The organism is Adhaeribacter sp., from assembly GCF_057359045.1.
This window is the reverse complement of sequence record NZ_JBMQUD010000124.1, coordinates 64527-90725: the sequence shown is the minus strand read 5'-3', so window position 1 is coordinate 90725 and position 26199 is coordinate 64527. Positions and strand designations below refer to the sequence as shown.

The window sequence follows — 26199 nt, the reverse complement described above, 5'->3', positions numbered from 1 at the left end:
CTTGGGGTTATTAAGGGTAAACAAAAGATGAACGAGAAAATTATTAAAAGCAAAGAAGTATTTATCTGTACCGAAAGTTTTGGGTTAGCTGCCAATCCGGCAATTATTTTAATAATGGGCGCCAATGCCTCTATGGTTTGGTGGGATAGTGCGTTTTGCGACAAGCTGGCAAGTAAAGGTTTTTATGTAATCCGGTTCGATCACCGGGATGTAGGCAAATCTACTTGCTATCCGCCCGGCGAGCCGCCCTATACGGTTATGGATATGGCCAACGATGTACTAAATATAATGGCTGCCTACCAGATTGAGAAAGCGCATTTGGCAGGTATGTCGTTGGGCGGTATGCTGGCGCAATTGGTAGCTATTACGCACCCAGAGCGGGTAAGCAGCCTTACCCTTATTGCCTCCAGCGTTTGGGCCGAGTTACCCGAGTTGCCGCCCATCGATTCTAAAATCCTGGAATATCATGCCTCGGCCGCCACCCTAAACTGGGAAGATTCAACAGCTGTGGTGAACTACCTGGTTGCCGGCTGGCGCTTGTTAAATGGTTCGCGGCATTCTTTCGACGAAAAAAGAGCGCGGCAACTGGCCCAAACCGAAATAGAACGCGCAAATAACCTGTTAAGCATGTTTAACCACGCCCAACTAAAAGGCGGCGAACACTTATACGGGCAAGCCCGGCATATTGCCGCGCCCACTTTAATAATTCACGGCACCGAAGACCCCGTACTACCTTATGCCCACGGCCAGGCTTTGCACCAATTTATCCCAAACGCTAAGCTGGTAACCTTAAGCGGCGCAGGCCACGAATTGCACTACCAGGATTGGGATATAATTATAGATGAGATGGTAAAAATTGCTGTTTAACTTACTTTAAGGCTTAATATAAAATCTATCGCCGGCCAATATTCTGGTTAAAGCGTTTTTATCAGCTCAGAAATATTGGTTGCGCGCATCCCTGCTCGTGCTGTTTATCTCCTAACCGTTGGCCGATGGGAGTAAGATTTTTTATCTTATTGCCGGAGGGATCGCCTAATAACTTGTGATGGGCACTGACACGTTGGCTTTTAATTCATTATTCGTTAACCCGCTCAATTCTACCTGCTTTTACCCCAACGAAAACACTTTATACTTGGTCTCGTTTAGAAAGTACAAACAGGTAAACTATGGAAAAGCTTAAAATATTATTGTTCTGCTTTTTGTATTTGGCAGCGTGCACGCCGGCGGTAAAAATAGAAAAATCGGAAGCTAGTCCGGGTTTTGCTTTAACTAATTACAAAACCTTTAACTTTTACGAAATAACATCCGATTCCGAATCAACGGATCAAGCGTATAGCAACCGTATTAATATTTTAAAAAATGCAATTCAGCAGGAGTTAACCAGCAAAGGATTAACCCTGGCCCCTACTAATCCGGAATTGCTCGTGAATATTGGGGTAGTAACTACCGAGAAAGTACAAACCCGCGAAACAACTATTCGGGAAGCGCCCCGATACATTGGGCAACGCCGTTACTCCTGGCAAAGCCGGGAAGTAGAAGTAGGCCGATACCGCGAAGGTACCGTTACGGTGGACCTGGTAGATGCCGCTAAAAATACCATGGTTTGGGAAGGCGTAGCCGAAGCCATTATCCCCCGCAAAGAAGCCCAACTGCAAAAAACCGTAGAAAAAGGAGTGACTAAATTGCTGGGGAATTTGAGATAATATTATTGGCAACGGTACCTGATACCGGTAAGCCCAATAGGCAACTTTTAATACCTTAAAGGTCAATATACTTAAGGATCAGAATAGCTTTAAGCTTATCTAAATAATTAACTACTCTATATAATAGCTGCTATCGCCGGCATCCCGCCGGTGATGCTATCTACCGGCCTCTGGCCGATGCGGTAAGTAAAAGATAATGAATTTTGCCGGCCAGCGGCCGGCAATAAAGAGACACATGCAAGGATGCCCCCGCCGAAAATAAAAATATATGAGCTGGTGTAGCGTAATTTATTTCTGGTCTAACTCCTGGGCGGTGACACCACCATCCAGGGCGATTTAGCTGTTTTTGAAGGCAAGGCTAAACAATAATTAAGTTGTGCTTTATCCTACCCATTCAAATATTAAAAGTAACGCCACTCAGCACACTAATTCAGTAAAAATATTATCAGCTAACTGCTGGCAATATTTTACCGCATAACAGTGTTGAGCCGTTTGTCGCATTATATTATTTAGGGTGCAAGCCCTGTTTGCTAGGGTGCTGCTTACTTATATTTCTTTTCGATCTTTACAATTTCCTTAATCATGCCGTCGGCTAACCGGCTAAAGCCCAAATCGGTTAAATGCACCCCGTCAACGGTATTCTCGCCGTCAGCGCCGGTCAGGTTTTTACTTTGAAGGTAATACAAATCTTTTATACCGGCAGCTCTCAGGTTTTTATAAGCCGTTTGCAAATTAATATTTTTGTCTTTCACTATTTTTGCCACCCGGGTATCTATCCAGGCGTGGTCGTAGTGAATATTTTCTACCAGCAAAATGGGGGTTTGGGGTTTGCGGGCGCGGAGTTCTTTTACAAAAGCTTCGGTTTTAGGCGTTACATCTTCGGGTTGTAAATTGGGCAAGCAATCCAGCACATACAAACTGGCATCTACTTCGGCTAATAACCGGGCAATGGGTAAATCTAATTTGCCATTGCCGGAAAAGCCTAAATTAATGGTTTCGCGGTTTAGTTTCCGGCCCAAAATAGACGGGTAAGCCATACCGGCACGGGTAGCACAAGCGCCCTGCGTAATAGACGTACCATAAAAAGCTATTTTCTTTTGGTTTTCTGCCGGTACCGGGTCAAAAGTTGCGCCTTTATCTACGCCCACCAACACCGAATCAACTCCATCGTATAGCGGTAAATACAATAAAAATTCTTTGGTGCCCGCCGTCATATTAGAAACCAGCAGCTCATCATTTACCTTTTTTGACGGCATGCCAACGCCGGCCCATTGCCAGCCTTTGCCCCCTTTCACGTACAAATCAACTCCTTTTACCCCCGTAGCGGCCATGTGGGGCAAATGTTTATCGAACCGGATGTACCACTTAACCCGGATGCTCTGGCTATTAGAAGTAAAACGCACGTTTATACCCGCCGAATTATGGCTTAAATTCCAAACCGCCGTTGACACTTCGTTTTTAATGCGACCGGGCAACCGATCGTAAGGATGCTCTAAATCTGTCCAGCCCTGGCCATTTATTTTTAATTTCTGAATATTATGCCAATCGGTTTTCTCATCTGCTACCGGGATAATATTAGGGTGGTTTACCAGCGGAGGCTTACCGGCCGTAAAACTTAAAAGTAAAATCAGCCAGAGAAAAGTTTTTCCGGTTTTAACTAAATACGAGGTCATGTTAGCAGTTTTGGTTAATTATTGGGCCGTAAAATATTTAGATTTAATTAATTCTGGTTTATTTAATTTAGGGCCGAGGCTTTATTCCATAGCTACCGGAACAAAAATAAGCGGCGTTGGCAAACAAGAGGCCCCTGGCGGTGAGTACGTTAACCGAATGGTTTGCTCCTGGCCATTGGCCGCCGGCGGAAACACCTGAACAAGAATGGCTTCGGGGTATTGTTTAACGGCCAGGTGGTCGCTGGGTAGTTGCACAATACCACCCGGAAATTTACCGGCACTTACCACCATACTGGCGGCCATGGCGCCGCACCACTGATTACCGGCCAGGGGGTTCCAGGTTACCAGGGCCAGCCCTTTGCCATCGGAGCTTTTCCATTTCATTTCTATTTCGTACAGCACCCCGTAATTACCGGCCAGTTTGGCTTGCTGCCCGCGGCTGCTTTCCTGCCCTATCACCCAGGGGTCTTGTTTACCATCGGCTATTTTTATTTCTATAGGCCCGCTTTGGGTATCGTAAACGCCTGCAGTAATTATTTGGTAATTGCTCACACCAAATACGCCCCGACCGGCGCCGCTCTGACTTTTAGGTGGCAAAATATTTTTAATTTGGGTGAGGGCTTTGGTACCGGCAATTTTTGGATCGGTCTGGATAACGCTTATTTCGCCGGGCTGGTCAATTACAAACTCATAAAAACCGTGAACCAGCTCATCGTATTTAACAATATTTTTTTCTAACTGCTCGTCGATGGGCAGGGCGGCACCCGGCTTTACAGTGCGTATTTTTTCTTGCGGCACCGAAGCAAAATAATCGGCTAAGCCCTCTTTGCCTATTTTATAATAATTGGTACTGGGCTTTTGCGACGAATATTTCAGCATCCGGATGTGCATGGGGCTTTTACCAGTATTTTTAATCAGGGCGGTAATTTTGCGGTCCAGCGATTGCGGTTCTTTTACCCCGTTTACATTGTACACGTACAACCGCACCGCTCCGGGCTGCACCGGCTCCCGAAAAGCAACAGCCTCCGGTACCCGGATATATTCGGGGTCATCCGAAATCAGGTATTGTGGTCCGGGTAAAACAACTTGCTGGTACGCTATAAAAGGGCGGGTATTTTGCAAAAATCCGGGCAACGACACAATGCCACCCTGTTTGGCGGCTAACAAAGCTTTATTTAAATCGGTATGGAGCTTTTGAGCAGTAGCTAAAACCGGAGATAAAAAAATCAAACTAAAAACCCAACAAGTCTTGAATAATGGTACGCACTTCATGGCAGGTAAAAGCGGCTAACGGTTAATGGCCGTTTGGCTGTAGCTATAAATATTTAGAATTATGTTTTAATACCGGCTTAAAAGTAATAAAATAAATTTTGCCCGGATAAGTTGATGTGGTTTGGGGCTGAAAAGTAATTTTCTTATTCGGGTTTAATTAAACTAAATATTCTCTTTAGCTGCCACAACGCCCTTTTAACTTATTTGGTAAATTTGTTATACTAACTGGTAAGCGGCAAATTATTTATTTGTTGGTACTGTAATTTTCATTCTCTACCTTTGCGGCCAGATTGGTGATTTGCCGGGCCCAGCGCCAGGTAAATCTTAAAAGGGAATCAGGTGTAATACCTGGGCTGTTCCCGCAACTGTAATCTTCTTAAAAGGTTAGTTTCTCGCTTATGCCACTGTTCTGCCCGCCAGAATGGGAAGGCTAAACTAACTGAAGAAAGCCAGGAGACCTGCCATCTGCTCTTATAGTTAAATGCTTTCGGGTAAAAAGCAAGACTGGTGCAGGTACATTCCGGATAGTACATTCTCCTTCGTCTTTTTACGCCTTTGCATTTTTTAATTAAATTTTTAACCTATTAATTAAAAATGAAAAAAGGTTTTTACACCCTTTGCGGCTGGGTTTCCGGCTGTGCTTTATTCTTTTACGGCGTACCAGCTTTTGCCCAGCAGGCCGATTCTTTGCAAAACAAACAATTACGCGAAGTAATGGTAACGGCCACCCGGGCACCCAAACCCGTTTCGGAAATTGGCCGGAGCGTTACGGTTATTTCCCAGGAGCAAATCCAGAACTCGGTTTATAATAATATCGGCGAGTTGCTCTCGCAGCAGGAAGGTATTTACGTGGTGGGTACGGGTCAGAATCCGGGCATGACCCAAAGTATTTTTATGCGCGGCGCCGGCAGTAACCAAACCGTTATTTTAATAGATGGCATCCGGATAACCGATCCATCGGCGGTAAATAATGCGCTGGATTTATCGGAGCTGGCTTTAACTAATATTGAGCGGGTCGAAATTGTGCGGGGTTCGCATAGTACGCTTTATGGTTCTTCGGCCATTGGCGGAGTTATTAATATAATCACCAAGAAAAACAACAAACCCGGCTTTAACGGGTTGGCCGAAGTAAAAGCCGGCACGTTTGGCAAAAGCACCTCGCTCCTAGCCCAAAACCTGGATTTAAATTATACTTTTAAAAACGGATTTTATGCCAACGCCCAGGTAAACAACCAGAATATTAAGGGCTTGGATGCTACCGTAGACACCGTAAAAACAAAAACCGGCTACTATAAACGCGACCAGGACGATTACAACCGTTTGGATTTAACCGGCAAAATTGGTTACCGGACCGATAAAATAGATCTTTATGGTTCGTACAAAAACACCAACTTTAAAACCGACCTGGACAAAGGCGCTTTTACCGACGATGATAACGCTGTATTAGATTTTAACCGCGATTTATTTACCTACGGTGCCAGCTACAAATTTAACCCCAAGCTTACATTAAGCTACATTGGCGGGTATTCTACCATGCACCGCGAAGTAGCAGACGACTCCTCGGCTGTAGATGAAAGCGGCACCAGCGACCGTACTTATTCGAGCAGTTTTGGTAAAGGCAGCATGGGCACCCACGAGTTGCAAGCTACTTTTAATACAGCTTTGTTTAATGCCGTGCTGGGCGTAGGCCGTTACCACGAAACCATGAACTCTGGCAGTTATTATTATTCTAACTCTGCTTTTGGCGTTTACGAATCAATTTCGGATTTAGATAGCCTGCATTTAAAATCTACTACCCACAATATTTTTGCGCACGTAGAATTAAATGGCGGCCTGCTCCACGAGAAACTAGCTAATTTTACTTTGGCCCTGGGCAGCCGCTACAACAACCACAGCAAATTTGGCAGCTTTACTACCTACGAAATTAATCCCAGTTATAAGCTTACCGGCAACATGCTGCTTTTTGCTTCGCTTTCTACCGGCTACAACGCACCGTCGCTTTTCCATTTATTTGCCCCTAATCAAAATTTCACCTCGGGCATTACCCGCGGCAACCCTGATTTAAAACCCGAAACGTCTGAATCGTATGAGTTTGGGGTTAAGCAAACCGTGCAGAATATTACTTTTGGGGTGTCTTATTTTAAAACCACCATTTCTAACAGCATTGAGTTTGTAAATCTTTGGGCACCCAATAAACCGGCAACAGCCCTTACTTACGCCGATTTTCGGGGTGACCGGCCTTTAAATTTAAGCCGCCAGGTAAACCAAGGTTTTGAATTTGATATTAATACCAATTTAAACACCAAATTTAGCGTGGCAGGAAATATTAGTATTGTAAGCGGCCGCTTAACGTTTAAGCCAGAAGATATTAACAACGCCCAAACCGGCGGCAACCAGGTACAACTGTACAACAGCGGCGTATTTATTAAAAACCAGGAAGTAGAAATATTAGGTTTGGTCAGAAGGCCCAACACGGCTAACGTAAGCCTGACGTATTTGCCCGTGCAGAAATTTTCTTTGCGCCTGGATACCCGTTACGCCGGCGTACGCAACGATAGCTTTTACGACAGCAGCCTGGGCCCGTACGGTGCTACCGGCACCAAAGGCATTGCTGATTATACTTTGCTGGATCTTTCGGGCCGGTTAAACATAACCCAACACTTAGTGGCCGGCCTGCGCCTGGAAAATTTATTAAACAACCGCTACTCCGAAATTAGTGGCTATACCACCCGGGGCCGGGGTATTTATTTAAATGTGAGATATACTTTGTAAAACCCAAACGCCTAAATAAAAAGCCAAAACTACCTTTACACGTGGTTTTGGCTTTTTTTGTGGCTAAATATTGCCCCGTACTTAGATGCCTTTTGGGCTTCCTGTATATCTGCCAATACCGGCATTTAAAAATACCAACGGCACATTGGCACTTAAACCCGCCACCGCACCTTGATTTTTTCGGGGAGGTTTTTAAATTTGTAAAATGAGGTACACAAAATATCTTTTAATATTCTGTTGCTGCTTTTCTTTTATTACGGGTTCGCTGGCGCAAAAACAAGCCAATATCTGGTATTTCGGCCAAAGGGCCGGCCTGGATTTTAGCAATGGCAATCCGGTACCGCTTACCAACAGCATGATGACCACCGACGAAGGCTGCGCCACCATTGCCGACGAAAACGGTAACCTGCTGTTTTACACCAACGGTATTAACGTCTGGAACCGCAACCACCGCTTAATGCCCAACGGCTATAAGTTAATGGGGCACCGCTCTTCTACCCAATCGGCGATAATTGTACCTAAACCCGGCAGCAGCAACTTCTTCTATATTTTTACCACCGACTTACAATCCCAGGCGTATGGCTTGCGGTACACTTCGGTAGATATGAACCGGCAAAACGGTTTGGGCGATGTGATGGATAAAAATATTTTTAAAACTTCACCGATTGCCGAAAAAATAACTGCGGTAAAGCACCAGAACAACCAAGACTACTGGGTAATTGTGCATAAATGGAATTCAGATGCCTTTGTGGCCTACCTGGTCTCTGAGAAAGGGGTTAGCATCGATCCGGTTATTACCAATATTGGTACCACATACAAAGGCAAAGGCAGCGCCGCCATTGGTTGCATGAAAGCCTCGCCGGACGGCCGCAAAATTGGCGTAGCTGTTTGGCGCGATTTTAACCGTTTCGAGGTTTTTGATTTTGATAATGCCACCGGCAAACTATCGAATAAAATTACCATTGAGCCTTATCCGGAAGCGTACGGCCTGGAATTTTCGCCGGACGGCAGTAAATTATACGGTACCACCAACGGCATAGCCGGCGTAGATGCCCAGCTCTGGCAATTTAATTTAAAAGCCGGCAACAAGCTGGCGGTAAACAGTTCGGCCATTTTAATTGCTACCTCGGCCAGCGATAAAATAGGGGCTTTGCAACTGGCCCCCGATGGCAAAATTTACCTGGCGCGCCAAGACGAAACCTATTTAGGTGTAATTCATTTACCCAATGCCGGCGGGTGGTCGTGCCGCTACGTAGACCAGGGCCAATCTTTAGGCGAGCGGAAATGCAAATTAGGCTTACCCAATTTTGTACAAAGTTATTTTACAAATTTAAAACTGTAACTCCCAAAATAGCTTTCTGGGATTCTGGTAAGTTTGGCCAAGGCAGGTGTAGTTATGGTTTACCTGAATAATTTGCAAAATATTTATGCTTCTGGTTACCTTTAGCCCGTTCATATTTTAGCCGGATAATATCGTGGTAAAACGCTTTTACGTTGATCAGTATGTAGACCGCATTTTAGCCGGCGATCGGGTAGTTTTAAGTCGGGCTATTACGTTAACCGAAAGCACCTTAACCACCGACCAGGAACTTGCCCAAAACGTAATCAACCGCTTATTACCTCACACCGGCAACTCGGCAAGAGTTGGGATAACCGGTTCTCCGGGCGTAGGCAAAAGTACCTTAATTGAAGCGTTTGGTAATTATTTAATTAATACCCACCAGAAGAAAGTAGCAGTTTTAGCTGTAGACCCCAGCAGCCGGCGCACCGGCGGCAGTATTCTGGGCGATAAAACCCGGATGGCTACCCTGGCTACCAACCCCGATGCGTACATTCGACCATCGCCGGCGGGCAATTCTTTAGGCGGCGTAACCCGCCACACCCGCGAAGCCATTATTTTGTGCGAAGCCGCGGGCTTTAATGTTATTCTGGTAGAAACAGTAGGCGTTGGGCAATCGGAAACGGCGGTGCATAGCCTCGTCGATTTTTTTCTGTTGCTGCTGCTACCCGGTGCCGGCGACGAATTACAGGGCATTAAAAAAGGCATTATGGAAATGGCCGATGGCTTAGCCATAACCAAAGCCGACGGCGAAAACCTGAACCGGGCTAAACAAACCCAGGCAGAATACCGGCAAGCCTTGCACTTATTTCCGAAACCCGCCTCCGGCTTTTTGCCACCCGTAACTACCTGTTCTGCCTTACAAGGTTCGGGCATCGATGTTATTTGGGAAAATATCCAGCATTATCTTACGCTAACGCAGCAAAACGGGTATTTTAATCAAAAACGCGCCGAACAAAACCTGCAAGGGCTGCACGACATTATCCGGAATTACCTGGAAGAACGGTTTTACGCCCAACCGTTTGTACAGAGCCGCTTACCCCAAATTCAGGACGAAGTAAAACGCGGCCTATTATCGCCGTTTCAGGCCGCCGCCGAATTATTTAAAGCCCCGTAATTAATAATATTAGCGTAACTGCTTACCTCAAAGATTTACCTAAATAATTGCGAGGGGTACGAAATTCTAACATAAAAGGCGGCAATTATAAATCCATTACTACCCCTATCAACTCGCCATTTAACTAAAAACCTGCACCTAATTATAGACTTCCTCAATAATTGGCCCCACTGGTGCTATATTACAATTAATCAAAGTTTACAATCAGTATAATATTTATTAAAATATTAATATTAATATAAACTTAAACCACTAAATTATTCACCTTTAGAATTAATACTAGGCATTACCAAAAGAGCTTTTAACCCAATTAAAAACTTGTACAAAGCATAAAAAACAGGACTAAACAAATTTATATTAAAATAAATAATATATTTTAAAAAATTCCTATTTCTTTATTTGTTTATATATTTAACTCTATCTATATTTAGTAAAATATTGTTATTTATGCTGGATATAAAGGTTTACCTCCATCGCTCAAAAATTAAAGTAGAGCCTTTTTTATTTCTGTTGGCCGGAGTTAGTTTTCTGTTGAAAGCTTATCTCTTATTTTTAGATGGAGCGCTTACCAGCTTTTGGTTTGGCCTGAACACCTTGCTGGGTATTTCGCTACTGGGCTTTATGCTGCAGCAAGTAATAAGCCGTTACAAACATCCCAAAACAGCCGCTTACCTATCTAGCCGGATTGGTTTTATGTTGGTTGTGGCCAGCCTAATCAAATTATGGAGCGGCATAACCGACCTGCAACTTGCCTTTTTAACCGCCGGTTTGCTATTAATGTTTACCAGCAGTATAGAAGAAAGCCTGCAAAAAGTTTATGCATTAACCATCGACGATGAAGGCATTATGGTGCGGGGAAATCTTTTTAACACGCAGTGCTTCGCCTGGCACGAAATTCAGGATTTAGATATTAAAAGAGCCCGGGTTAAACTTACGCTGCACAACGGCACCATTCTTAACTTAAGGGTAGACCGGCTGCATACCGATAGCACCATGATTAGAACGGCCCAGTATTACAGCGAGAAGTTAATGGAATCTACCCCCCAACGGGCTTTAATGGTGGCTTAACCTGGCCTATACAATTAGTAAATTTAAACCATATCCTCCCCGTTGGTATTCACTATCTGCTGGCTCTCTGGCGAAATAAATGCAGTTTTGGCTGAAGATTAGCTATAACTTACCTCTGGAAATCTACTTGCTGATACAGGAAATATAAACGTAATATTGGTGTTTGTATTGAAGTTAGCTCACGTTGGAAGAATAAATAAATTATGAAAGATGATTATAGTGATATCTTTCAATTAGTAGGGCTGAGTAATTATATGTATGTGTTAACGACAAACAAATTCCCTTTACTCCAACAGCGCTAATTTCTCTGTGGTGAGCTGATTTAATTTCGGGCGTGTTTGAAACTTATTGTTCAGGGTTGGCTTAAAGAAAAAAGAAACAAGGTTTTATAGCATACTCATTTTCATACTAAATGCTGTACATCATTATAAAAGAGATTAGGATGAAATATTTAGGTACACTAATTATACTACTATTGTTTTTCAATGCTTGTAATGCTCAGACAAAATCTTTGGATTACTCTAAGACAATCAAAGAACAGGCAAACGTAATGGGACAACTTTTATTAAAAAAAGACTTTAGTTCGTTCACTAAATTCACTTATCCCGCAGTCATAAAAATGATAGGCGGCAAACAGAAAATGATAGAAGCTATGGAGAGAGGCTCTAAAGAAATGGAAGCAGCGGGTACAGGCTTTATGAATGTTTCCTTTGGAAACCCTTCTAATATTTTAACTGAAAAGAATGAACTACAATGCACGCTCCCCCAAACTATTGAAATGAAAGTTCCTAATGGACGACTTGTTACCAAATCAACTATGATTGCAATTTCAATTGATAAGGGCAAAAATTGGTACTTTTTAGATACTTCGGGTAAAGATATTAAGACAATGAAAAGTATGTTACCAAATTTGAGCACGGACTTAGTAGTCCCGAAGCCACAACAACCAACTTTTTATAGGAACTAACACACCAAAGTGGTTTACTGCAAGTAACGTTGACATAGTTAATAAAAATCATAAACATCTCTATTGCGTCACCCTAATAAAATTTCATAGCCTTTACAATTGTTATATTAATATTAGTTGTTCCTATACTATATAAATCCTCTGCCTGCTGAGACTAATTTGTAATATCGAAAGCGTAGCTAATAATAGGTTGGACTAAATTCCTAAACCAGCTCAATTTAAAGTACAGCTAACAGATAATACAACAGCTAAAAGCTACAAATTAAATCAACGCTTTTCTTTCAGGGTTACTTTGGCCAGGCGGCAAATACCACCTAAGGGCGGATTAAATTTGTAGACGTTAATTTTCACCCCCTTTATCAGCGGAAAGCGGTGGTAAATATTATCAATGATGCGGTGGCCTAAATGTTCGAGCAAACGGGCCGGTTTAGACATTTCTGCGAGCACCAACTGGTAGAGCACCTCGTAATTTACCGTTTGGTGTAAATCGTCGGTTTCGGCAGCGGCATGTAAATCGGTGTAGATATATAAATCTACACCGTATTTATTTCCAATTTTCTGTTCTTCGTCGTAAAACCCGTGAAAGGCAAAAAACTCCATGCCTTCAAGCGCAATGCGTCCCATGTGCTTTTGGTTTATTCAAAATCATCAAAGAAAGAACCACCAGCCGTGGCCTTTTCTCTAACCAAAGCCGGCCGTGGCATTACTGGTTGCGTGTTAGCCGGGTGCGGCGTAGTAGGCGGCTGAATTTCGGGTTTTTCGGGGGTAACCGGTTGCACATCCGGAATGGGTTGCTCTACACGGTCGGGTTGTATTTCCGGAATATCCGGGCTGGGCCGTTCAATATCGGGCGCCGGTACATCGGGTACCGGGGTTTGCGGGCTCGGTATTTCGGGCTGGCTAGGCTGGTACGGCTCGTAAGGCGTACTGGGCACTTCCGGCTGAATGGGCTGGATGGGTTGAATAGGCTGTACAGGGTCGCCCACGGCTTTAATGTCCCGGGAAATATTCATGGCTACTTTCTCGTTTTTAGCTGTTTCGACCGCTATAGTGGATGTTGCGGACGAAGGTACATCCTGGTAAACTTTTTCCAGGTCTTCGCGCTTAACCTTAATATTGGCGGCCCGGGCCAGTATACTCGAAAGAGATGGTCTTGGTTTGGCTTTATTTTTTTCTACTTTCTCTAAAGCATCGGTAGCCAGGTTGCTTAAATCGCGCAGCAAGCCGTCTAGGTAGCTTTCCAGGCGCTGGTGTTCTTGCTCCAGGGCTTTTACTTCCTGCTGCATTTCGGTTACGGCTTTGTCCGACTGGCTGTAAGCATCTTCTATAATATTGCGGGCTTTTAAGCGGGCATCGTTTAACAGTTGTTCTGATTTAAGCTGCGCTTCGCGTACTTGCAAAGTAGCTTCTTTGGTAGCTTGTTCTACCAGGCTGTTGCCGGTGTCTTCGGCGGTTTTAAGCGTGCGGTACAACGTAGACTCTACCTCCCGCATTTTTTGTACTTCTTTCGTGGTTGCTTCTAATTTAAAGCGTAACTCCTTGTTTTCATCCTGCAATTTTTCCCACTGCTGCGATAAAGTCAGCAAAAAAGCATTCACTTCGTCTTTATCTAATCCCCTGAAAGCTTTCTCAAAGGTCTTCTGCCTGATTTCTAATGGTGTTATTTTCATACCGCAAATTAAATTTTAAATCCCAAACCGAAATAGTACGATCATCACTACACGAAACTAGCGAATTTAACCGAGCCGGCCAAAATAATTTATTTACCGAAGTGCCGTGGCCGGCGTGCCGGGCCCGGTCGATTACCTTTAGTAAACGGAACGTTTGAGCATCCCAAATCTTCACCGATTTATCCATACTGGCGGTGGCAAAATAACGGCCGTTGGGGCTAAAAGTAAGGTGGTTAATGGTAAACAGGTGGGCTACAATCGACGAATATTCATCGTAACCGGTAGCGGGTTGCCATATTTTAAGGTGCGCATCGCGGCTGCCACTCAGCAAAAAATCGCCGGAGGGGGTATAGGCTACCGTAAATACCGAATTGGCGTGCGCAGCCCAGGCGTATTTTAAGGCCAACGTTTCGGCATCCAGAATGCGGATGTTATTATCGGAGTAACCTACGGCCAGTTCGTTACGGGTTTCGTTTACTGCAATGCTCCGCACGCTTTTGGCGGCGTACCACTGCCGGCCTGTTACCGAAAAATCATGGGTATTCAGCATGGTAATACTGCCATCGGCTGCACCTACATAAAGCAGGCTGTGTTTAGGCGAATAAGCCATATCAAAAAAAGCGCCACCGGCCAGCGGTACTGTTTTTGTTACTTTTTTACCTACAACATCAATAATTTGTAAACCATTATGGTTGTGGCCTACTACCAACACCTGGTGCTCTGGCAACCACTTTAAAGCGTATACCGAGGTATTAACCTGCGCTACCAGTTCGCCTAACTCCGGATTATTTAAATCCCAGGCTACCACCATGCCGTCGCCGCCCGACGAATAAAAAATATTTTCCTGTCCGGAGGGTGCCAGGGTATAAACGCAGTCGCGGTGGCCGGTGAGCGTAGCAATTTTCTGAACTTGTATAAAACTGGCCATAATAATGTAAATCTGTAATAAATGGGCCTGGTCTTGTAACTTACCTAAACAGGTAAACAATAGCCGGTTGCCCTGCAGTAATAAATTTATTTTCCGGGATAAAATTACAGGTTTAAGCCCAAACTAACTTATTTTTATATTATTGCGGCAGGTTTTAACGCTTAAAACCTTTACTCGATAGTTAAACAGGCATGCCCCTTCACCAAATCAGGAAAATATACCCGCACGTTTTTATTGGTTTCTGGCATATAACCGAAAGCCCTGCCGAGTTACTGGCTATGCTGGAAAATTTACTTCCGGGTGCACGACCCGAAATACCGGCTTTTACCAGCCAGTCGCGGCAACGTCAATGGCTGGCCAGCCGCCTTTTAGCTTATTTGGTATTACAAAAATTTACCCCGGAAATAATACTGCTGCAAACCGCTGCTAATGGTAAGCCCGTATTTTCCGGGAGTGCTTACCAAATATCCATTAGTCATTGCCAGGACCGGGCCGCCGTTATCGTTTCAAATAATATTCAAGTTGGCATAGATATTGAAACTATCAGCCCAAAAGTTATGCGCATTGCCGATAAATTTATGACGGAGACCGAAAAAACGGATGCCGCCGGCGATACCGAAAAAACGTTGGTTTATTGGAGCGGCAAAGAAACCTTGTATAAACTTTACAGTAAAAAACAGCTTATTTTTAAAGAAAACTTGTTTATTAACGCCTTTACCAAAATGCCCGCCGGTACCACGGCCGCTCAGATTATCACCCCCGATTGCCATAAAGAGTATGCTTTACACTACGAAATCGGGGAAAAACATATTCTGACTTATGCTTTTGACGTTTAAACCTTTAGCTATGAAATATTTATTTTTACTCACCTGTGCTTTAACTTTTTCGGGAGTAGCTTATGCCCAAACCGGCGGCTACCAGATTGGCCAGCCCGTGAAAGATTTTACCGTACTCGCCGACTATGGTTCTACCAAAGCAGTGGCGGTAATATTTATGAACCGAAACTGCCCCAACTCCCGGCTTTACGAAAGCCGGTTAAATACCCTGGCTACAGCAGCGGCTGCAAAGGGCGTAAACTTTATTCTGGTTAATGCCCCCATTAGCATACAAGAGGCCGGTAAAGAAACCGATAAAGATACGCCGGTAGGCAATATAAAAATGATTGCCGATAATGATTTAAAATTTAGTCAGCAATTTGGGGCAACCAGAACCCCCGAAGCTTTTCTGCTGCTGCAGGTAAACGGTAATTTTGTGCTTAAATACAAAGGTGCCATTGATGATAACCCGCAACTGGAAGCCTCGGTGAAAGAGCATTACCTGCGCAACGCTATTGATGCGGTGTTAGCGAACCGGCCCGTGCCGGTACCAGAGAAAAGAGCCGTAGGTTGTATGATAAAACGACAATAAATAAAAAAGCTAAGAAGCAAAAAGGCCGCGTACTTACGCGGCCTTTTTGCTTCTTAGCCAAGTAATATTTTATTTTACTTTACTCTTCATTTTCCTCGGCATCGCCGCCGGCTGAAGTGTCCGGAGAAGTTTCGTCGGTGATGGCATCCAGCAATTTATTTACTTCCACCGCTTTTTCGGCTTCGTTTAGTTTTTCGAACGATAAAGCCAGGTTGCGCAAAGCCCGTTTTACAATATCCAGGTTAGAGCAAGGCTCATAAAAAATATCTACCGGGTTCAAGTTCAGTTGCAGAATATAGTTATCTATATCGGCTTTGGAAAGCATTAACCCTTTGTTGTATACATTTATGTAAAACTGGAAATTAGCGTGCTTGTACGTTAAGATAAATAAATTAGGCAAATTAACCCCGTAAACCGGCAATTGTAGCTTTTGCGCAATGGTCAGGTAAATTACACATAAGGTTAAAGGATTGCCCCGCTTGGTTTCCAGGGCCAGGTGCAGCATAGAATTGGCCGGCGAATGAAAATTTTTGGTATTGGCCGATAATTTATACAGCTTAAACAGTACGTGGTTTAAAGCTTTAATCTGGTCGTAGGGGTGCATATCGGTACGCACGTGCAGCCAGGCTTCGTAATAAATCTGGTCTAACTTTTTGTTAATATTTTCCAGCGAAGCATCGGGGTACTGGTAGCTGTTTACCAGCCACATTCCCTCAATTAAATCAACCGCCCCGTTATCTTTCCAGGCTTTAAATCTATTGGTGAGGGCATCGTACTGCAGTTTATGAATCAGTTCTTCTATTTTCTTCTGCACGTCCGGGTTAATACTTCCCTCCCATTCCTCTTCCAGAAACGGAATCATCGACTCACCCAACGAAACAATTTTTTCTTCTACATGGGTGGCAATATGCTCATCCTCGTCTTCTAACAAGGAAATTAACGCCTTTATCTCTTTATTTGTCACGCCTTTTTTGTAAATTAGAATTTAATATCTGGCCATTAAGACTTACCCCGCGGTTATTGCTTAATCCCGATTATACCTAAACAAAATTACAGTAGGTTTATGTTTCCGGCCAACCTCATTTATCAGAAATTGACGTTACCCCGAAACATGGCTGCACCTGCAAATTTCTGACTTTTAATTTCTAATTTCTAATTAAAAATTTAGTTTCTGTTTATTTTCAGGTTTGAATAACGCCTACATTAAACGGCTTTTCTATGGGAGCATGGTTAGCCGCCTGAATCCCCGTCGAAATAATTGGCCGGGTAGCCAACGGATCGATAATGCCATCTACCCACAACCGGGCAGCCGCATAATACGGCGATAACTGCGCATCATAAGTCGTCTGGATTTGGTTCAGGAGATTTTGTTCGGCTTCCGGGGTAATATTTTCGCCTTTGGCTTTAAGGGCTGCCACCTGAATCTGCAACAAAGTACTGGCCGCCGATGTGCCGCTCATAACGGCAATTTGCGCCGTAGGCCAGGCAAATATTAACCGGGGGTCATAGGCTTTGCCGCACATGGCGTAGTTACCGGCCCCATACGAGTTGCCCAGAATAAAAGTAAATTTAGGCACCACCGAATTGGCCATGGCATTTACCATTTTGGCCCCGTCTTTAATAATGCCACCGTGCTCGGCTTTACTCCCCACCATAAAACCTGAAACATCCTGTAAGAAAACCAGGGGTATTTTTTTCTGATTGCAGTTCATGATAAACCGGGCCGCTTTATCTGCCGAATCAGAATAAATAACGCCGCCCATCTGCATTTCGCCTTTTTTGGTTTTAACTATTTTGCGCTGATTGGCCACAATGCCTACGGCCCAACCATCTATGCGGGCTAAGCCACAAATTAAGGTTTGGCCATACAGGTCTTTGTAAGGTTCAAAAGCCGAATCGTCGATTAACCGATCTATAATTTCCTGCATGTCGTAGGGCTTTACCCGGTCGGTAGGCAACAGGCCGTACATTTGTGCCGGGTCGGCCTTGGGTAGTACCGGAGTGGTGCGGTTGAAACCAGCCCGGGCCGGTTCACCCATTTTATCAAAAATATTCCGGATGTGGTCCAGGCATTCTTCGTCGGTTTTAAATTTGTAATCGGTAACGCCCGATATTTCGGAATGGGTAGACGCGCCGCCTAAAGTTTCGTTGTCAACGGTTTCGCCGATAGCGGCTTTTACCAGGTAAGAACCCGCCAGAAAAATGGAGCCGGTTCCCTCTACAATCAAGGCTTCGTCGCTCATAATGGGCAAATAAGCCCCACCCGCCACACAACTACCCATAATGGCCGCAATCTGCACAATGCCCTTAGCCGACATAACGGCATTGTTCCGGAACATACGCCCAAAATGTTCTTTGTCCGGAAATATTTCGTCTTGCAGGGGCAAATAAACGCCGGCACTATCTACGAGGTAAATAATGGGTAAATGGTTTTCCAGGGCAATTTCCTGGGCCCGCAGATTTTTCTTGGCGGTAATCGGAAACCAGGCGCCGGCTTTTACGGTGGCATCGTTGGCTACTACTACGCATTGGCGGCCTTTAACATAGCCCAAAACCACTACTACGCCGCCCGACGGGCAGCCCCCGTGTTCCGGGTACATGCCATCGCCGGCCAGGGCGCCTATTTCCACCAGCGGGGCATCGGCATCGAGCAAATATTTAATTCTTTCCCGGGCCGTGAGTTTGCCTTTTTCGCGCTGGGCTTGCTGCCGTTTTTCGCCGCCGCCCGCATACACCTGGTGCAACTTGTTATTTAGCTCGGTGCACAAATGTGTAAGGTTTTCTCTATTTTTCAGGAAGGCATTATCCATAGCAGAACAGGTTGGCCAACAAAGCAAAAAATCCGCAACGGGCGGATTCTTTACTTATCAGATAATTTTATAAAAGTATAAATTTATAATATTAAAACCGGAAAGCTGGTGTATTAACGTTTATTGGCGGCACTATCGGCGTTGTTTACGGTTTGGCCCAGCACATTATTTGTTTTGGTACTAACCTTCGCGGTTTCAGCTTTTTTATTTTTACCGCCCCCGCCAATACTCAGCAAAGAAAAATGCACATAACGCTTCGGGTTCTCTTTTAAATCTTTAAGCAAGGCATCTAAACTGGCCGTAGAGGCATTCATGTTGGCGTAAAGCGAATCGTCGTTCATGAGCCGGCCTACGGTGCCGTCGGTTTGGTTTAAAGTTTGGTTTAATTTAGCCAGTGTAGCTTGGGCCTCGCCTACCGTTTGGTTCATGTTCCGGACCATATCATTTACCGGCGCATTCTTTAGGGTATCGGTTATTTGGTTAAGGTTAGAAGCCAATGCATTAAACTTTCTTTCGGTTTCGCGCAACGAACTGGTTAAGGCACTCATATTGCTGGTAATGGCGTTTATGTTGCGCTGATTGGCCACCATTAAAGTACGGAACGCCTCGGTAGTAGCGTTGGTATTGGCAATAATAGACTGAATATTGCGCTTGGCATCGGCGTTTAACAAAGCGTTAAAACGCACCAGCGTAGAATCTACCTGGCCCAGTACCGGCATGGCCTTTTCTGATAACATGGTGGTAATGCTCCGCTCTACAAAAGGAATCAGGGTTTCGCCGCCGTTGTACCGCACCGTATTGGGCCGCACAAATAAAGTAATGGCTTTACCCCCGAGTAAGTCGCTGCTGGTTAAACTGGCAATGGTAGAATCGCCAACCTGCACGCCTTCCTGCACAGAAATGCCTACTTTAATTTGGTTATTGTTATCTACCTGTAGTTTCATGTCCTGTACTACGCCCACCCGGATGCCGTTTACAACTACCGGGCTAGAAACAGTTAAACCATCTACATTGGGGTAAATAACATAGTATTTTTTACTGGAAGAGAAAAAATCAGTTCCTTTCAGGAAACGATAACCAAAAAACAAGGCAGTAATTGCCACTACACCAAGCAGGGCTACTTTTACTTCTTTAGAAATTTTCACGTAAAATCGCGGTTAAAATTAATTCATCGCTTCCAGTTCTTGTTTGTAGTCCTTGAAAGCTTTATATATTCCTGAAGCAATATACGTTTGGCCCAACTTATCGTTGAGATATTTTTCTTCTTCGGGATTGGTTAAAAATCCTACTTCAATTAAGGCACTGGGCATGGCCGATTTCCAGAGAACCAAAAACCCGGCTTGCTTTACCCCACGGCTTACGCGGCCCACTTTGGTTTTAAAATTATGCTGCACTTTCTGGGCAAAACGTAAACTATTATCCATGTAAGCGCTTTGGTACAACGACATTAAGATATGGCTCTCCGGCGAACGCGGATCAAAGCCGTCGTATTTTTTCTGGTAATTTTCTTCTTTTAAAATAACAGAGTTTTCGCGGTTAGCTACTTGCAGGTTGCCCTCGGTTTTGTGTAAACCCATGGTGTAGGTTTCAGTTCCGTAAGCGGCCGGTGGCCCGGCGTTGCAATGGATTGAAATAAACAGGTCGGCGTTGTTTTTATTTGCAATACCGGCCCGGTCAATTAACTCAACAAACGTATTGGTTTTGCGGGTATAAATTACCTTTACATCGGGCAGGTTGGTTTCTATTTCTTTGCCTAATTCTAAAGCAACTTTCAAGGCAATATCAGCTTCGCGCGCCGACCGGCCATTACAGCCAATATCCTTGCCGCCGTGCCCGGCATCTATCACCACTGTACGCACTTTTCCATCGGCCCGATTTACTTTATTAAACCCACTCAACACAAAAAAAATACTTGTAAATAAAACGCAAACAATATTTTTCACAACATTCGTTTGTTAAGATGTAATCGTATTAACTTTGCAAAAATATATAAAAATAACTTTAATCCTGAAAAGATCTCCATACATTTTGAGGATGCTGCTCGTAGGGCAGTTGGTACTATTTTGCAGCCTTGGAGCAATCGCCCAGATTGTTCCCACAAATTCTTTGAACCAACCGGTACCCACCGATACCCTAAAGGTAAAACAAGATTCAATTAAAGGCGATATTACCACCACTATCAAATATACAGCCAAAGATTCTATTGTATTTCACGTGAACGAGCGCGTGGTAAACATGTACGGCGATGCGAATATTGACTATGGTGATTTGTCGTTGAAAGCAGCTACTACGGTTATTAACTACCAAACGAGTATTTTATCGGCGGCTGGTACCGTAGACTCTACGGGCAAAGACGTAGGTACGCCGGTTTTTAAGCAAGGCGCCGAAATGTATACGGCCCACCACATGGATTATAATTTTAAAACCAGAAAAGGTAAAATAAGCGGGGTGGTTACGCGGCAGGGCGAAGGATTTTTACATGCCGAAACCGTAAAACGTACCGCCGACGAAGCTTTATTTGGTGCCCATGCCCGTTATACTACCTGCGATTTGCCGCACCCGCACTTTTATATTAATGCTACTAAAATAAAGGCTATACCGGGCAAAAAAATATTCTCCGGCCCTTTTAACCTGGTATTTGCCGATATTCCTACGCCCGTTGGCTTTTTGTTTGGCTACTTTCCTACCCCAACCAAATTGCGTAGCACGGGCAACTCGGGAGTGATTATTCCTACTTTTGGCGAAGCCCGCGAACAAGGTTTTTATTTACGCAATGGCGGCTATTACCTGGCCCTAAACGAATATATTGGAGTTAGTTTACTCGGTGATATTTACTCCTACGGCAGTTGGGCGGCGCACGTGCAGGCAACCTACAACAAACGCTACGCTTACCAGGGTAATTTTGGCCTTGATTACAGCGCTACCCGCTACCCCGACAACGACGAACCGGCCAACCCGGTAGTTGGTCCCGGACGTTTTCAGCGGCTGGAGCCACGAAGCTTTTTTATCCGGTGGTCGCATTCGCCGGCTGCACGCCCGGGCGGTAAATTCTCGGCGAGTGTGCAGGCGGGTAGCAGTTTTTACAACCGGCAAAACCAAAACGCCTACACCGATGCCAACCGGTTATCAGCCTCTTTTAGTTCTTCTGTTCAGTACCAGTTTGCCAACCCCAACTCGCCGGTAACTTTTACGGCTTCTTTGCTGCAAAACCAAAATGTTACCACCAAAGTAATGAACTTTACTTTACCGGAAGCTACTTTGGCCGTAAACCGCCAATACCCTTTCCGGCTTCTTAGCCGCGACCGGAATACCGGGGGTAACTTTTTAAAAGATATTGCCATTGGGTATTCTTTAACGGCCCGTAACCAAATTTCTACCCAGGTACAAAGCAACACTTTACCGGGCGTAAACCTGATTGGCGGCGAGCGCCAGGATACGGCATTAAGTTTAAACATGAATACCATACCGCTCATTTGGCGGAATAAACAGTTAGGTTTCCAGCATTCCTTCCCTATTTCCATGAATAGTATCCGGGTACTTAAACATTTCAGTTTATCGCCCAGCATTTATTACAACGCCACTTCTTACTTTAAAGAGTTGCGCTATACGTTTGTAGAAAGCGCCAATGCCGTCCGGATCGATACCATTAATAAATTTAGCTGGGCCGGCACGTATGGTGGTGGGGCTAGTTTAACTACCCGTATTTACGGAACTGCCAATTTTGGCGAAAACAAAAAACTGCAGGCCATCCGGCACCAGATTACCCCCTCTATTTCGTATAACTACACCCCCGACCTTTCCAATACTTACGACGAGCGGGTACAATTGAGTAATATTGTAAACAGCACGACCGGTATGGTGCCTTACCAATATTTATCCAGGTATAATGGCTTTTTATTTGGCACGCCCAGTTCCGGCAAGCAAAGCGCCCTGTTTTTCAGTATCCAGAACAACGTAGAAGCTAAAATAAAGGCCAAGAGCGATACCGCCGACACCGCCGAAAAAATTAGTTTAATCGATAACTTTAGCTTAACCAGTGGGTATAATTTTGCAGCCGACTCTTTCCACGTACAACCCATAAACGCGCAGTTCCGAACCGTTTTATTTAAACGCCTGAATATTTTTACCAGCGCCAATTTAGATCCGTACCAGGTAAATGCCGCCGGCCGCCGCATCGACCGGCTTTTAATGAGTCAGAACAGCTTCCAGTTTGCCCGGATTACTACCGCTAACCTGAACATGGATATTGACCTGAACCCGGAATCGATGAAAAAAAAGCAAGATGCCAAGGCCGCACCCAGTACCAACCGGCCTTCGCTCGAAACAGATGCCCGGTTACAGGAACAATATGTAGATTTTACCATTCCCTGGACTTTCCGGATAAACTATACAGCCAGTTATTTCTCGCAGGGTAACGGCGAATCCCGGACCACCCAATCGTTGGGGTTTGATGGTTCTTTAAGCCTGACCGATAAATGGAAAGTAACCTATAACTCGGGTTATGATTTTGAAAATAAGTCTTTAACTTACACCAGTGTAAACATTCACCGCGACCTGCACTGCTGGGAAATGAGTATTGGCTGGATTCCTTTTGGGCAGTACCAATCGTATAACATTAACATTAATGCGCGCTCGGCCATTCTGCGCGACCTCAAACTTACCCGAAACCGCAGCTGGTATAACCGGTAGGCCATTATTAATTAGAAATTATGAATTAAAAATTAGAAATTAAGCCTTAATATTACGCCGTTATTTAACTGGTTAAAGCCAGAAAAGTAACGGCTTTTTATTTTATGTTTATTATATATGATTCCAGTGCCTGGGCTAAAACCTTGTTTGGTTAATCTAGTACGGATTAGTATAATTCCTAATTTATAATTCAAAATTTAAAACGCATGTCTGTACAAAAGCGGGACATCAAAATTATTACTACCCACCAGCTGCAAGCCATGAAAGAGCGCGGCGAGAAAATATCGATGCTTACGGCTTACGATTACTCCATGGCTTCTATACTGGACGACGCCGGCGTGGATGTATTGTTGGTGGGCGATTCGGCATCGAACGTAATGGCGGGCCACGAAACCACTTTACCCATTACTCTGGATCAAATGATTTACCATGCCTCATCGGTGGTACGAGCCGTACGGCGGGCCTTTGTAGTTGTAGATTTACCTTTTGGTTCTTACCAGGGCAATTCCTCCGAAGCATTACGTTCGGCCATCCGGATTATGAAAGAATCGGGTGCGCATGGGGTTAAATTAGAAGGGGGTGCAGAAATAAAAGAATCGGTAATCCGGATTTTAAGTGCCGGCGTCCCGGTAATGGGCCATTTGGGACTTACGCCGCAATCTATTTATAAATTTGGTACATATACCGTGCGGGCCAAAGAAGAGCAGGAAGCCAACAAACTTGTTGATGATGCCATGCTCCTGCAGGAATTAGGTTGTTTTTCCATTGTGCTGGAAAAAATTCCCTCTACCCTGGCCCAGCGCGTAGCCGCCTCGTTGCAAATACCCATTATTGGCATTGGTGCCGGCCCCTTTGTAGATGGGCAGGTACTGGTAACCCACGATTTACTGGGCATTACAAAAGAATTTAAACCCCGCTTTCTCCGCCGCTACGCCGACCTGCACGAAATAATGACCAACGCCGTTAGCAGTTATGTAAAAGACGTTAAAAACAAAGATTTCCCCAGCACCGAAGAAGCTTATTAATTGTTAGTTGCTAAGTATTAACTCCGGCTCCGGCAGTAACCCAAAGCTAATCGCTAACAGCTAGTTGCTAACTGCCAACAAAAATGAAAAACAGCTTTACCCTTCAGGAACAGCATATTATTTACGAAGATAACCACCTGCTGGCCATTAATAAGCCGGCAGGTATATTGGTACAGGGCGATGAAACCGGCGACAAACCTTTATCGGAACTGGCCAAAGAATATTTAAAAGTAAAATACGCTAAACCAGGCAATGTATTCATGGGAGTAGCCCACCGGCTAGACCGCCCGGTAAGCGGCCTGGTTTTACTGGCAAAAACCTCTAAAGCCCTAAGCCGCTTAAATGAGCTTTTCCGGAACGACAAAATTCAGAAGACTTATTTGGCGCTAACGGCCAGGCGCCCACCCCGCCCCACCAACCGGCTGGTGCACTGGTTGGTAAAAGACGAAACCCGGAATGTAACCAAAGCCTTTGCCCGCGAAAACAAAAGCGGCTTACGCTCCGAGTTAAGCTACACCTTACTCTCCCACGAACAGGAATATTATTTATTGCAGGTAAATCCGATTACCGGCCGGCCCCACCAGATAAGGGTACAACTGGCCGCTGAGGGCTGCCCCCTTACCGGTGACTTAAAATATGGTGCGGCGGCTCCTTTACCCGATAAGAGCATTGCGTTACATGCTTACCAATTGGTATTTGAACATCCTATCCAGAAAACGCAACTTACGATAAAAGCGGCTTTACCCCCTGCCGCGCACTGGCAGCCCTTCGGCAAAATTGTTGCTGCATTATAGCACACTAAAAGATGATATTGATCACTTTTCGGATTTTTTTAAAGCTTGTATATTTTACATAACTTTGCAAGTAGTAATTTTGTGAACTAAATAGTTAAAATGCTGTTTTAGATTAAACCTTGTTGCCAAACCCGAATATTTTCTATATCATTTCTATTAATAATTTCGCCTAATGCCAATTCTCATATTCTTTGTTGCCCACTGGTATCTGTCCTTATTTGTGCAAACATTTTACCTGCACCGTTATGCCGCCCATAAAATGTTTACCATGAACAAATTCTGGGAGCGTTTCTTTTTCTTCCTGACGTATGTGGCCCAGGGTTCCTCGTTTTTATCGCCGCGGGCGTATGCCGTATTGCACCGCATGCACCATGCATTCAGCGACACTGAGCGCGATCCCCATTCTCCGCATTTCTCGAATAATGCGTTTACCATGATGTGGAAAACAAAAGATATTTATAACGATGTATTAAACCGCCGGGTAGAGCCGGAAGCTCGTTTTGAAGGCAATTACCCGCTGTGGACGGCCATTGAAAACTTTGGCGATACCTGGATGTCGCGCGTTTTATGGGGTACCGCCTACGTGTTGTTTTACATTGCCTTTGCTACCCACTGGTGGATGTACCTGTTGCTGCCGATTCACTTTTTAATGGGACCTATCCACGGTGCTATTGTAAACTGGAGTGGCCATAAATACGGTTACCAAAATTTCGACAATCACGACAAGTCGCGTAATTCCTTATTTTTTGATTTTTTAACGGGTGGCGAGCTATTCCAAAATAACCACCATAAACTCCCTAACCGGGTTAATTTTGGGGTAAAATGGTGGGAAGTAGATCCCACTTATCCCATTATCTGGACCCTGGATAAATTAAGAATTATCCGGTTGAAAAAAGTAAGAGCTTAAAACATAAAAAGTCTTCCGGAAACCGGGAGACTTTTTTGTTTTATAATAATAGCATCTT

The 26199-nt window shown here is 44.5% G+C and carries 22 protein-coding genes and 1 riboswitch; of the genes, 13 read left to right on the top strand and 9 right to left on the bottom strand.

Annotation, left to right across the window (positions count from 1 at the left end; translation table 11 throughout):
* The first annotated feature begins 27 nt into the window (after positions 1–27).
* The gene (gene mle, locus ACO1R6_RS19275; RefSeq protein ID WP_486266722.1) at positions 28–867 is read left to right on the top strand and encodes an alpha/beta fold macrolide esterase; all 840 of its coding nucleotides are present in this window, start codon (positions 28–30) and stop codon (positions 865–867) included.
* Between the two features lie 299 nt (positions 868–1166).
* On the top strand, positions 1167–1703 hold the full coding sequence (locus ACO1R6_RS19270) for a DUF4136 domain-containing protein (protein ID WP_486266721.1): 537 nt from the start codon (positions 1167–1169) through the stop codon (positions 1701–1703).
* Positions 1704–2245: 542 nt separating this feature from the next.
* On the opposite strand, the gene ACO1R6_RS19265 is transcribed toward ACO1R6_RS19270, so the two are convergent.
* Positions 2246–3376, bottom strand: a complete 1131-nt coding sequence (locus ACO1R6_RS19265; RefSeq protein ID WP_486266720.1) for an SGNH/GDSL hydrolase family protein — start codon at positions 3374–3376, stop codon at positions 2246–2248.
* A gap of 81 nt (positions 3377–3457) precedes the next feature.
* Positions 3458–4606, bottom strand: a complete 1149-nt coding sequence (locus ACO1R6_RS19260) for a hypothetical protein (RefSeq protein WP_486266719.1) — start codon at positions 4604–4606, stop codon at positions 3458–3460.
* A 316-nt stretch (positions 4607–4922) separates the two neighbouring features.
* Positions 4923–5128: riboswitch (cobalamin riboswitch) on the top strand.
* A gap of 114 nt (positions 5129–5242) precedes the next feature.
* On the opposite strand from ACO1R6_RS19260, the gene ACO1R6_RS19255 reads away from it, so the two are divergent.
* The 5 genes from ACO1R6_RS19255 (at position 5243) to ACO1R6_RS19235 (ending at position 11911) form a co-directional block, all read left to right on the top strand.
* Positions 5243–7420, top strand: coding sequence for a TonB-dependent receptor plug domain-containing protein (locus ACO1R6_RS19255; protein WP_486266718.1), 2178 nt, complete (start codon positions 5243–5245; stop codon positions 7418–7420).
* Positions 7421–7625: 205 nt separating this feature from the next.
* Complete coding sequence (locus ACO1R6_RS19250) at positions 7626–8762, top strand: hypothetical protein (RefSeq protein ID WP_486266717.1); 1137 nt, start codon at positions 7626–7628, stop codon at positions 8760–8762.
* A 133-nt stretch (positions 8763–8895) separates the two neighbouring features.
* A complete protein-coding gene (gene meaB, locus ACO1R6_RS19245) occupies positions 8896–9876 on the top strand; it encodes a methylmalonyl Co-A mutase-associated GTPase MeaB (RefSeq protein ID WP_486266715.1) in 981 nt (326 codons plus the stop codon).
* A 447-nt stretch (positions 9877–10323) separates the two neighbouring features.
* Complete coding sequence (locus ACO1R6_RS19240) at positions 10324–10944, top strand: PH domain-containing protein (protein WP_486266714.1); 621 nt, start codon at positions 10324–10326, stop codon at positions 10942–10944.
* Between the two features lie 442 nt (positions 10945–11386).
* Complete coding sequence (locus ACO1R6_RS19235) at positions 11387–11911, top strand: hypothetical protein (RefSeq protein ID WP_486266713.1); 525 nt, start codon at positions 11387–11389, stop codon at positions 11909–11911.
* Between the two features lie 267 nt (positions 11912–12178).
* Here the strand turns inward: ACO1R6_RS19235 and folB are convergent, their stop codons facing one another.
* The 3 genes from folB to ACO1R6_RS19220 are packed head-to-tail and all read right to left on the bottom strand — an operon-like array spanning position 12179 to position 14509.
* A complete protein-coding gene (gene folB / locus ACO1R6_RS19230; RefSeq protein ID WP_486266711.1) occupies positions 12179–12535 on the bottom strand; it encodes a dihydroneopterin aldolase in 357 nt (118 codons plus the stop codon).
* An 11-nt stretch (positions 12536–12546) separates the two neighbouring features.
* Entirely contained in the window at positions 12547–13581 is a 1035-nt protein-coding gene (locus ACO1R6_RS19225) for a DivIVA domain-containing protein (protein WP_486266710.1), read from the bottom strand.
* On the bottom strand, positions 13541–14509 hold the full coding sequence (locus tag ACO1R6_RS19220) for a WD40 repeat domain-containing protein (protein WP_486266709.1): 969 nt from the start codon (positions 14507–14509) through the stop codon (positions 13541–13543). Before ACO1R6_RS19220 ends, ACO1R6_RS19225 begins: the two co-directional genes overlap by 41 nt.
* 191 nt (positions 14510–14700) lie before the next feature.
* On the opposite strand from ACO1R6_RS19220, the gene ACO1R6_RS19215 reads away from it, so the two are divergent.
* A complete protein-coding gene (locus ACO1R6_RS19215; RefSeq protein ID WP_486266707.1) occupies positions 14701–15345 on the top strand; it encodes a 4'-phosphopantetheinyl transferase family protein in 645 nt (214 codons plus the stop codon).
* 10 nt (positions 15346–15355) lie between these two features.
* Positions 15356–15916, top strand: coding sequence for a thioredoxin domain-containing protein (locus ACO1R6_RS19210; protein WP_486266705.1), 561 nt, complete (start codon positions 15356–15358; stop codon positions 15914–15916).
* 79 nt (positions 15917–15995) lie between these two features.
* Here the strand turns inward: ACO1R6_RS19210 and ACO1R6_RS19205 are convergent, their stop codons facing one another.
* From ACO1R6_RS19205 to ACO1R6_RS19190, 4 genes are all read right to left on the bottom strand, one after another.
* The gene (locus tag ACO1R6_RS19205; RefSeq protein WP_486266704.1) at positions 15996–16880 is read right to left on the bottom strand and encodes a transglutaminase-like domain-containing protein; all 885 of its coding nucleotides are present in this window, start codon (positions 16878–16880) and stop codon (positions 15996–15998) included.
* Between the two features lie 217 nt (positions 16881–17097).
* Positions 17098–18726 (bottom strand): acyl-CoA carboxylase subunit beta, encoded by a 1629-nt coding sequence (locus tag ACO1R6_RS19200; protein WP_486266702.1) that lies wholly within the window; start codon positions 18724–18726, stop codon positions 17098–17100.
* 113 nt (positions 18727–18839) lie between these two features.
* Positions 18840–19871 carry an MlaD family protein gene (locus ACO1R6_RS19195; protein ID WP_486266701.1) on the bottom strand — a complete coding sequence of 344 codons (1032 nt, stop codon included), beginning with the start codon at positions 19869–19871 and terminating at the stop codon, positions 18840–18842.
* Between the two features lie 18 nt (positions 19872–19889).
* On the bottom strand, positions 19890–20669 hold the full coding sequence (locus tag ACO1R6_RS19190; RefSeq protein ID WP_486266700.1) for an N-acetylmuramoyl-L-alanine amidase family protein: 780 nt from the start codon (positions 20667–20669) through the stop codon (positions 19890–19892).
* Positions 20670–20832: 163 nt separating this feature from the next.
* Here ACO1R6_RS19190 and ACO1R6_RS19185 point away from each other — a divergent pair, with 163 nt between their 5' ends.
* The 4 genes from ACO1R6_RS19185 to ACO1R6_RS19170 all read left to right on the top strand — a co-directional run bounded on the left by ACO1R6_RS19185 (position 20833) and on the right by ACO1R6_RS19170 (position 26141).
* Entirely contained in the window at positions 20833–23415 is a 2583-nt protein-coding gene (locus ACO1R6_RS19185) for a putative LPS assembly protein LptD (RefSeq protein WP_486266698.1), read from the top strand.
* Between the two features lie 206 nt (positions 23416–23621).
* A complete protein-coding gene (gene panB / locus ACO1R6_RS19180; protein WP_486266697.1) occupies positions 23622–24440 on the top strand; it encodes a 3-methyl-2-oxobutanoate hydroxymethyltransferase in 819 nt (272 codons plus the stop codon).
* 83 nt (positions 24441–24523) lie between these two features.
* A complete protein-coding gene (locus ACO1R6_RS19175; RefSeq protein WP_486266696.1) occupies positions 24524–25234 on the top strand; it encodes an RluA family pseudouridine synthase in 711 nt (236 codons plus the stop codon).
* Positions 25235–25406: 172 nt separating this feature from the next.
* Positions 25407–26141, top strand: a complete 735-nt coding sequence (locus ACO1R6_RS19170) for an acyl-CoA desaturase (RefSeq protein ID WP_486266694.1) — start codon at positions 25407–25409, stop codon at positions 26139–26141.
* The last annotated feature ends 58 nt before the right edge of the window (positions 26142–26199 follow it).

Bases quoted from the DNA above. Each gene is read 5' to 3' on its own strand.
- mle (WP_486266722.1), top strand. From the start codon at position 28: ATGAACGAGAAAATTATTAAAAGCAAAGAAGTATTTATCTGTACCGAA.
- ACO1R6_RS19270 (WP_486266721.1), top strand. From the start codon at position 1,167: ATGGAAAAGCTTAAAATATTATTGTTCTGCTTTTTGTATTTGGCAGCG.
- ACO1R6_RS19265 (WP_486266720.1), bottom strand. From the start codon at position 3,376: ATGACCTCGTATTTAGTTAAAACCGGAAAAACTTTTCTCTGGCTGATT.
- ACO1R6_RS19255 (WP_486266718.1), top strand. From the start codon at position 5,243: ATGAAAAAAGGTTTTTACACCCTTTGCGGCTGGGTTTCCGGCTGTGCT.
- ACO1R6_RS19250 (WP_486266717.1), top strand. From the start codon at position 7,626: ATGAGGTACACAAAATATCTTTTAATATTCTGTTGCTGCTTTTCTTTT.
- ACO1R6_RS19240 (WP_486266714.1), top strand. From the start codon at position 10,324: ATGCTGGATATAAAGGTTTACCTCCATCGCTCAAAAATTAAAGTAGAG.
- ACO1R6_RS19235 (WP_486266713.1), top strand. From the start codon at position 11,387: ATGAAATATTTAGGTACACTAATTATACTACTATTGTTTTTCAATGCT.
- folB (WP_486266711.1), bottom strand. From the start codon at position 12,535: ATGGGACGCATTGCGCTTGAAGGCATGGAGTTTTTTGCCTTTCACGGG.
- ACO1R6_RS19225 (WP_486266710.1), bottom strand. From the start codon at position 13,581: ATGAAAATAACACCATTAGAAATCAGGCAGAAGACCTTTGAGAAAGCT.
- ACO1R6_RS19220 (WP_486266709.1), bottom strand. From the start codon at position 14,509: ATGGCCAGTTTTATACAAGTTCAGAAAATTGCTACGCTCACCGGCCAC.
- ACO1R6_RS19215 (WP_486266707.1), top strand. From the start codon at position 14,701: ATGCCCCTTCACCAAATCAGGAAAATATACCCGCACGTTTTTATTGGT.
- ACO1R6_RS19210 (WP_486266705.1), top strand. From the start codon at position 15,356: ATGAAATATTTATTTTTACTCACCTGTGCTTTAACTTTTTCGGGAGTA.
- ACO1R6_RS19200 (WP_486266702.1), bottom strand. From the start codon at position 18,726: ATGGATAATGCCTTCCTGAAAAATAGAGAAAACCTTACACATTTGTGC.
- panB (WP_486266697.1), top strand. From the start codon at position 23,622: ATGTCTGTACAAAAGCGGGACATCAAAATTATTACTACCCACCAGCTG.
- ACO1R6_RS19175 (WP_486266696.1), top strand. From the start codon at position 24,524: ATGAAAAACAGCTTTACCCTTCAGGAACAGCATATTATTTACGAAGAT.
- ACO1R6_RS19170 (WP_486266694.1), top strand. From the start codon at position 25,407: ATGCCAATTCTCATATTCTTTGTTGCCCACTGGTATCTGTCCTTATTT.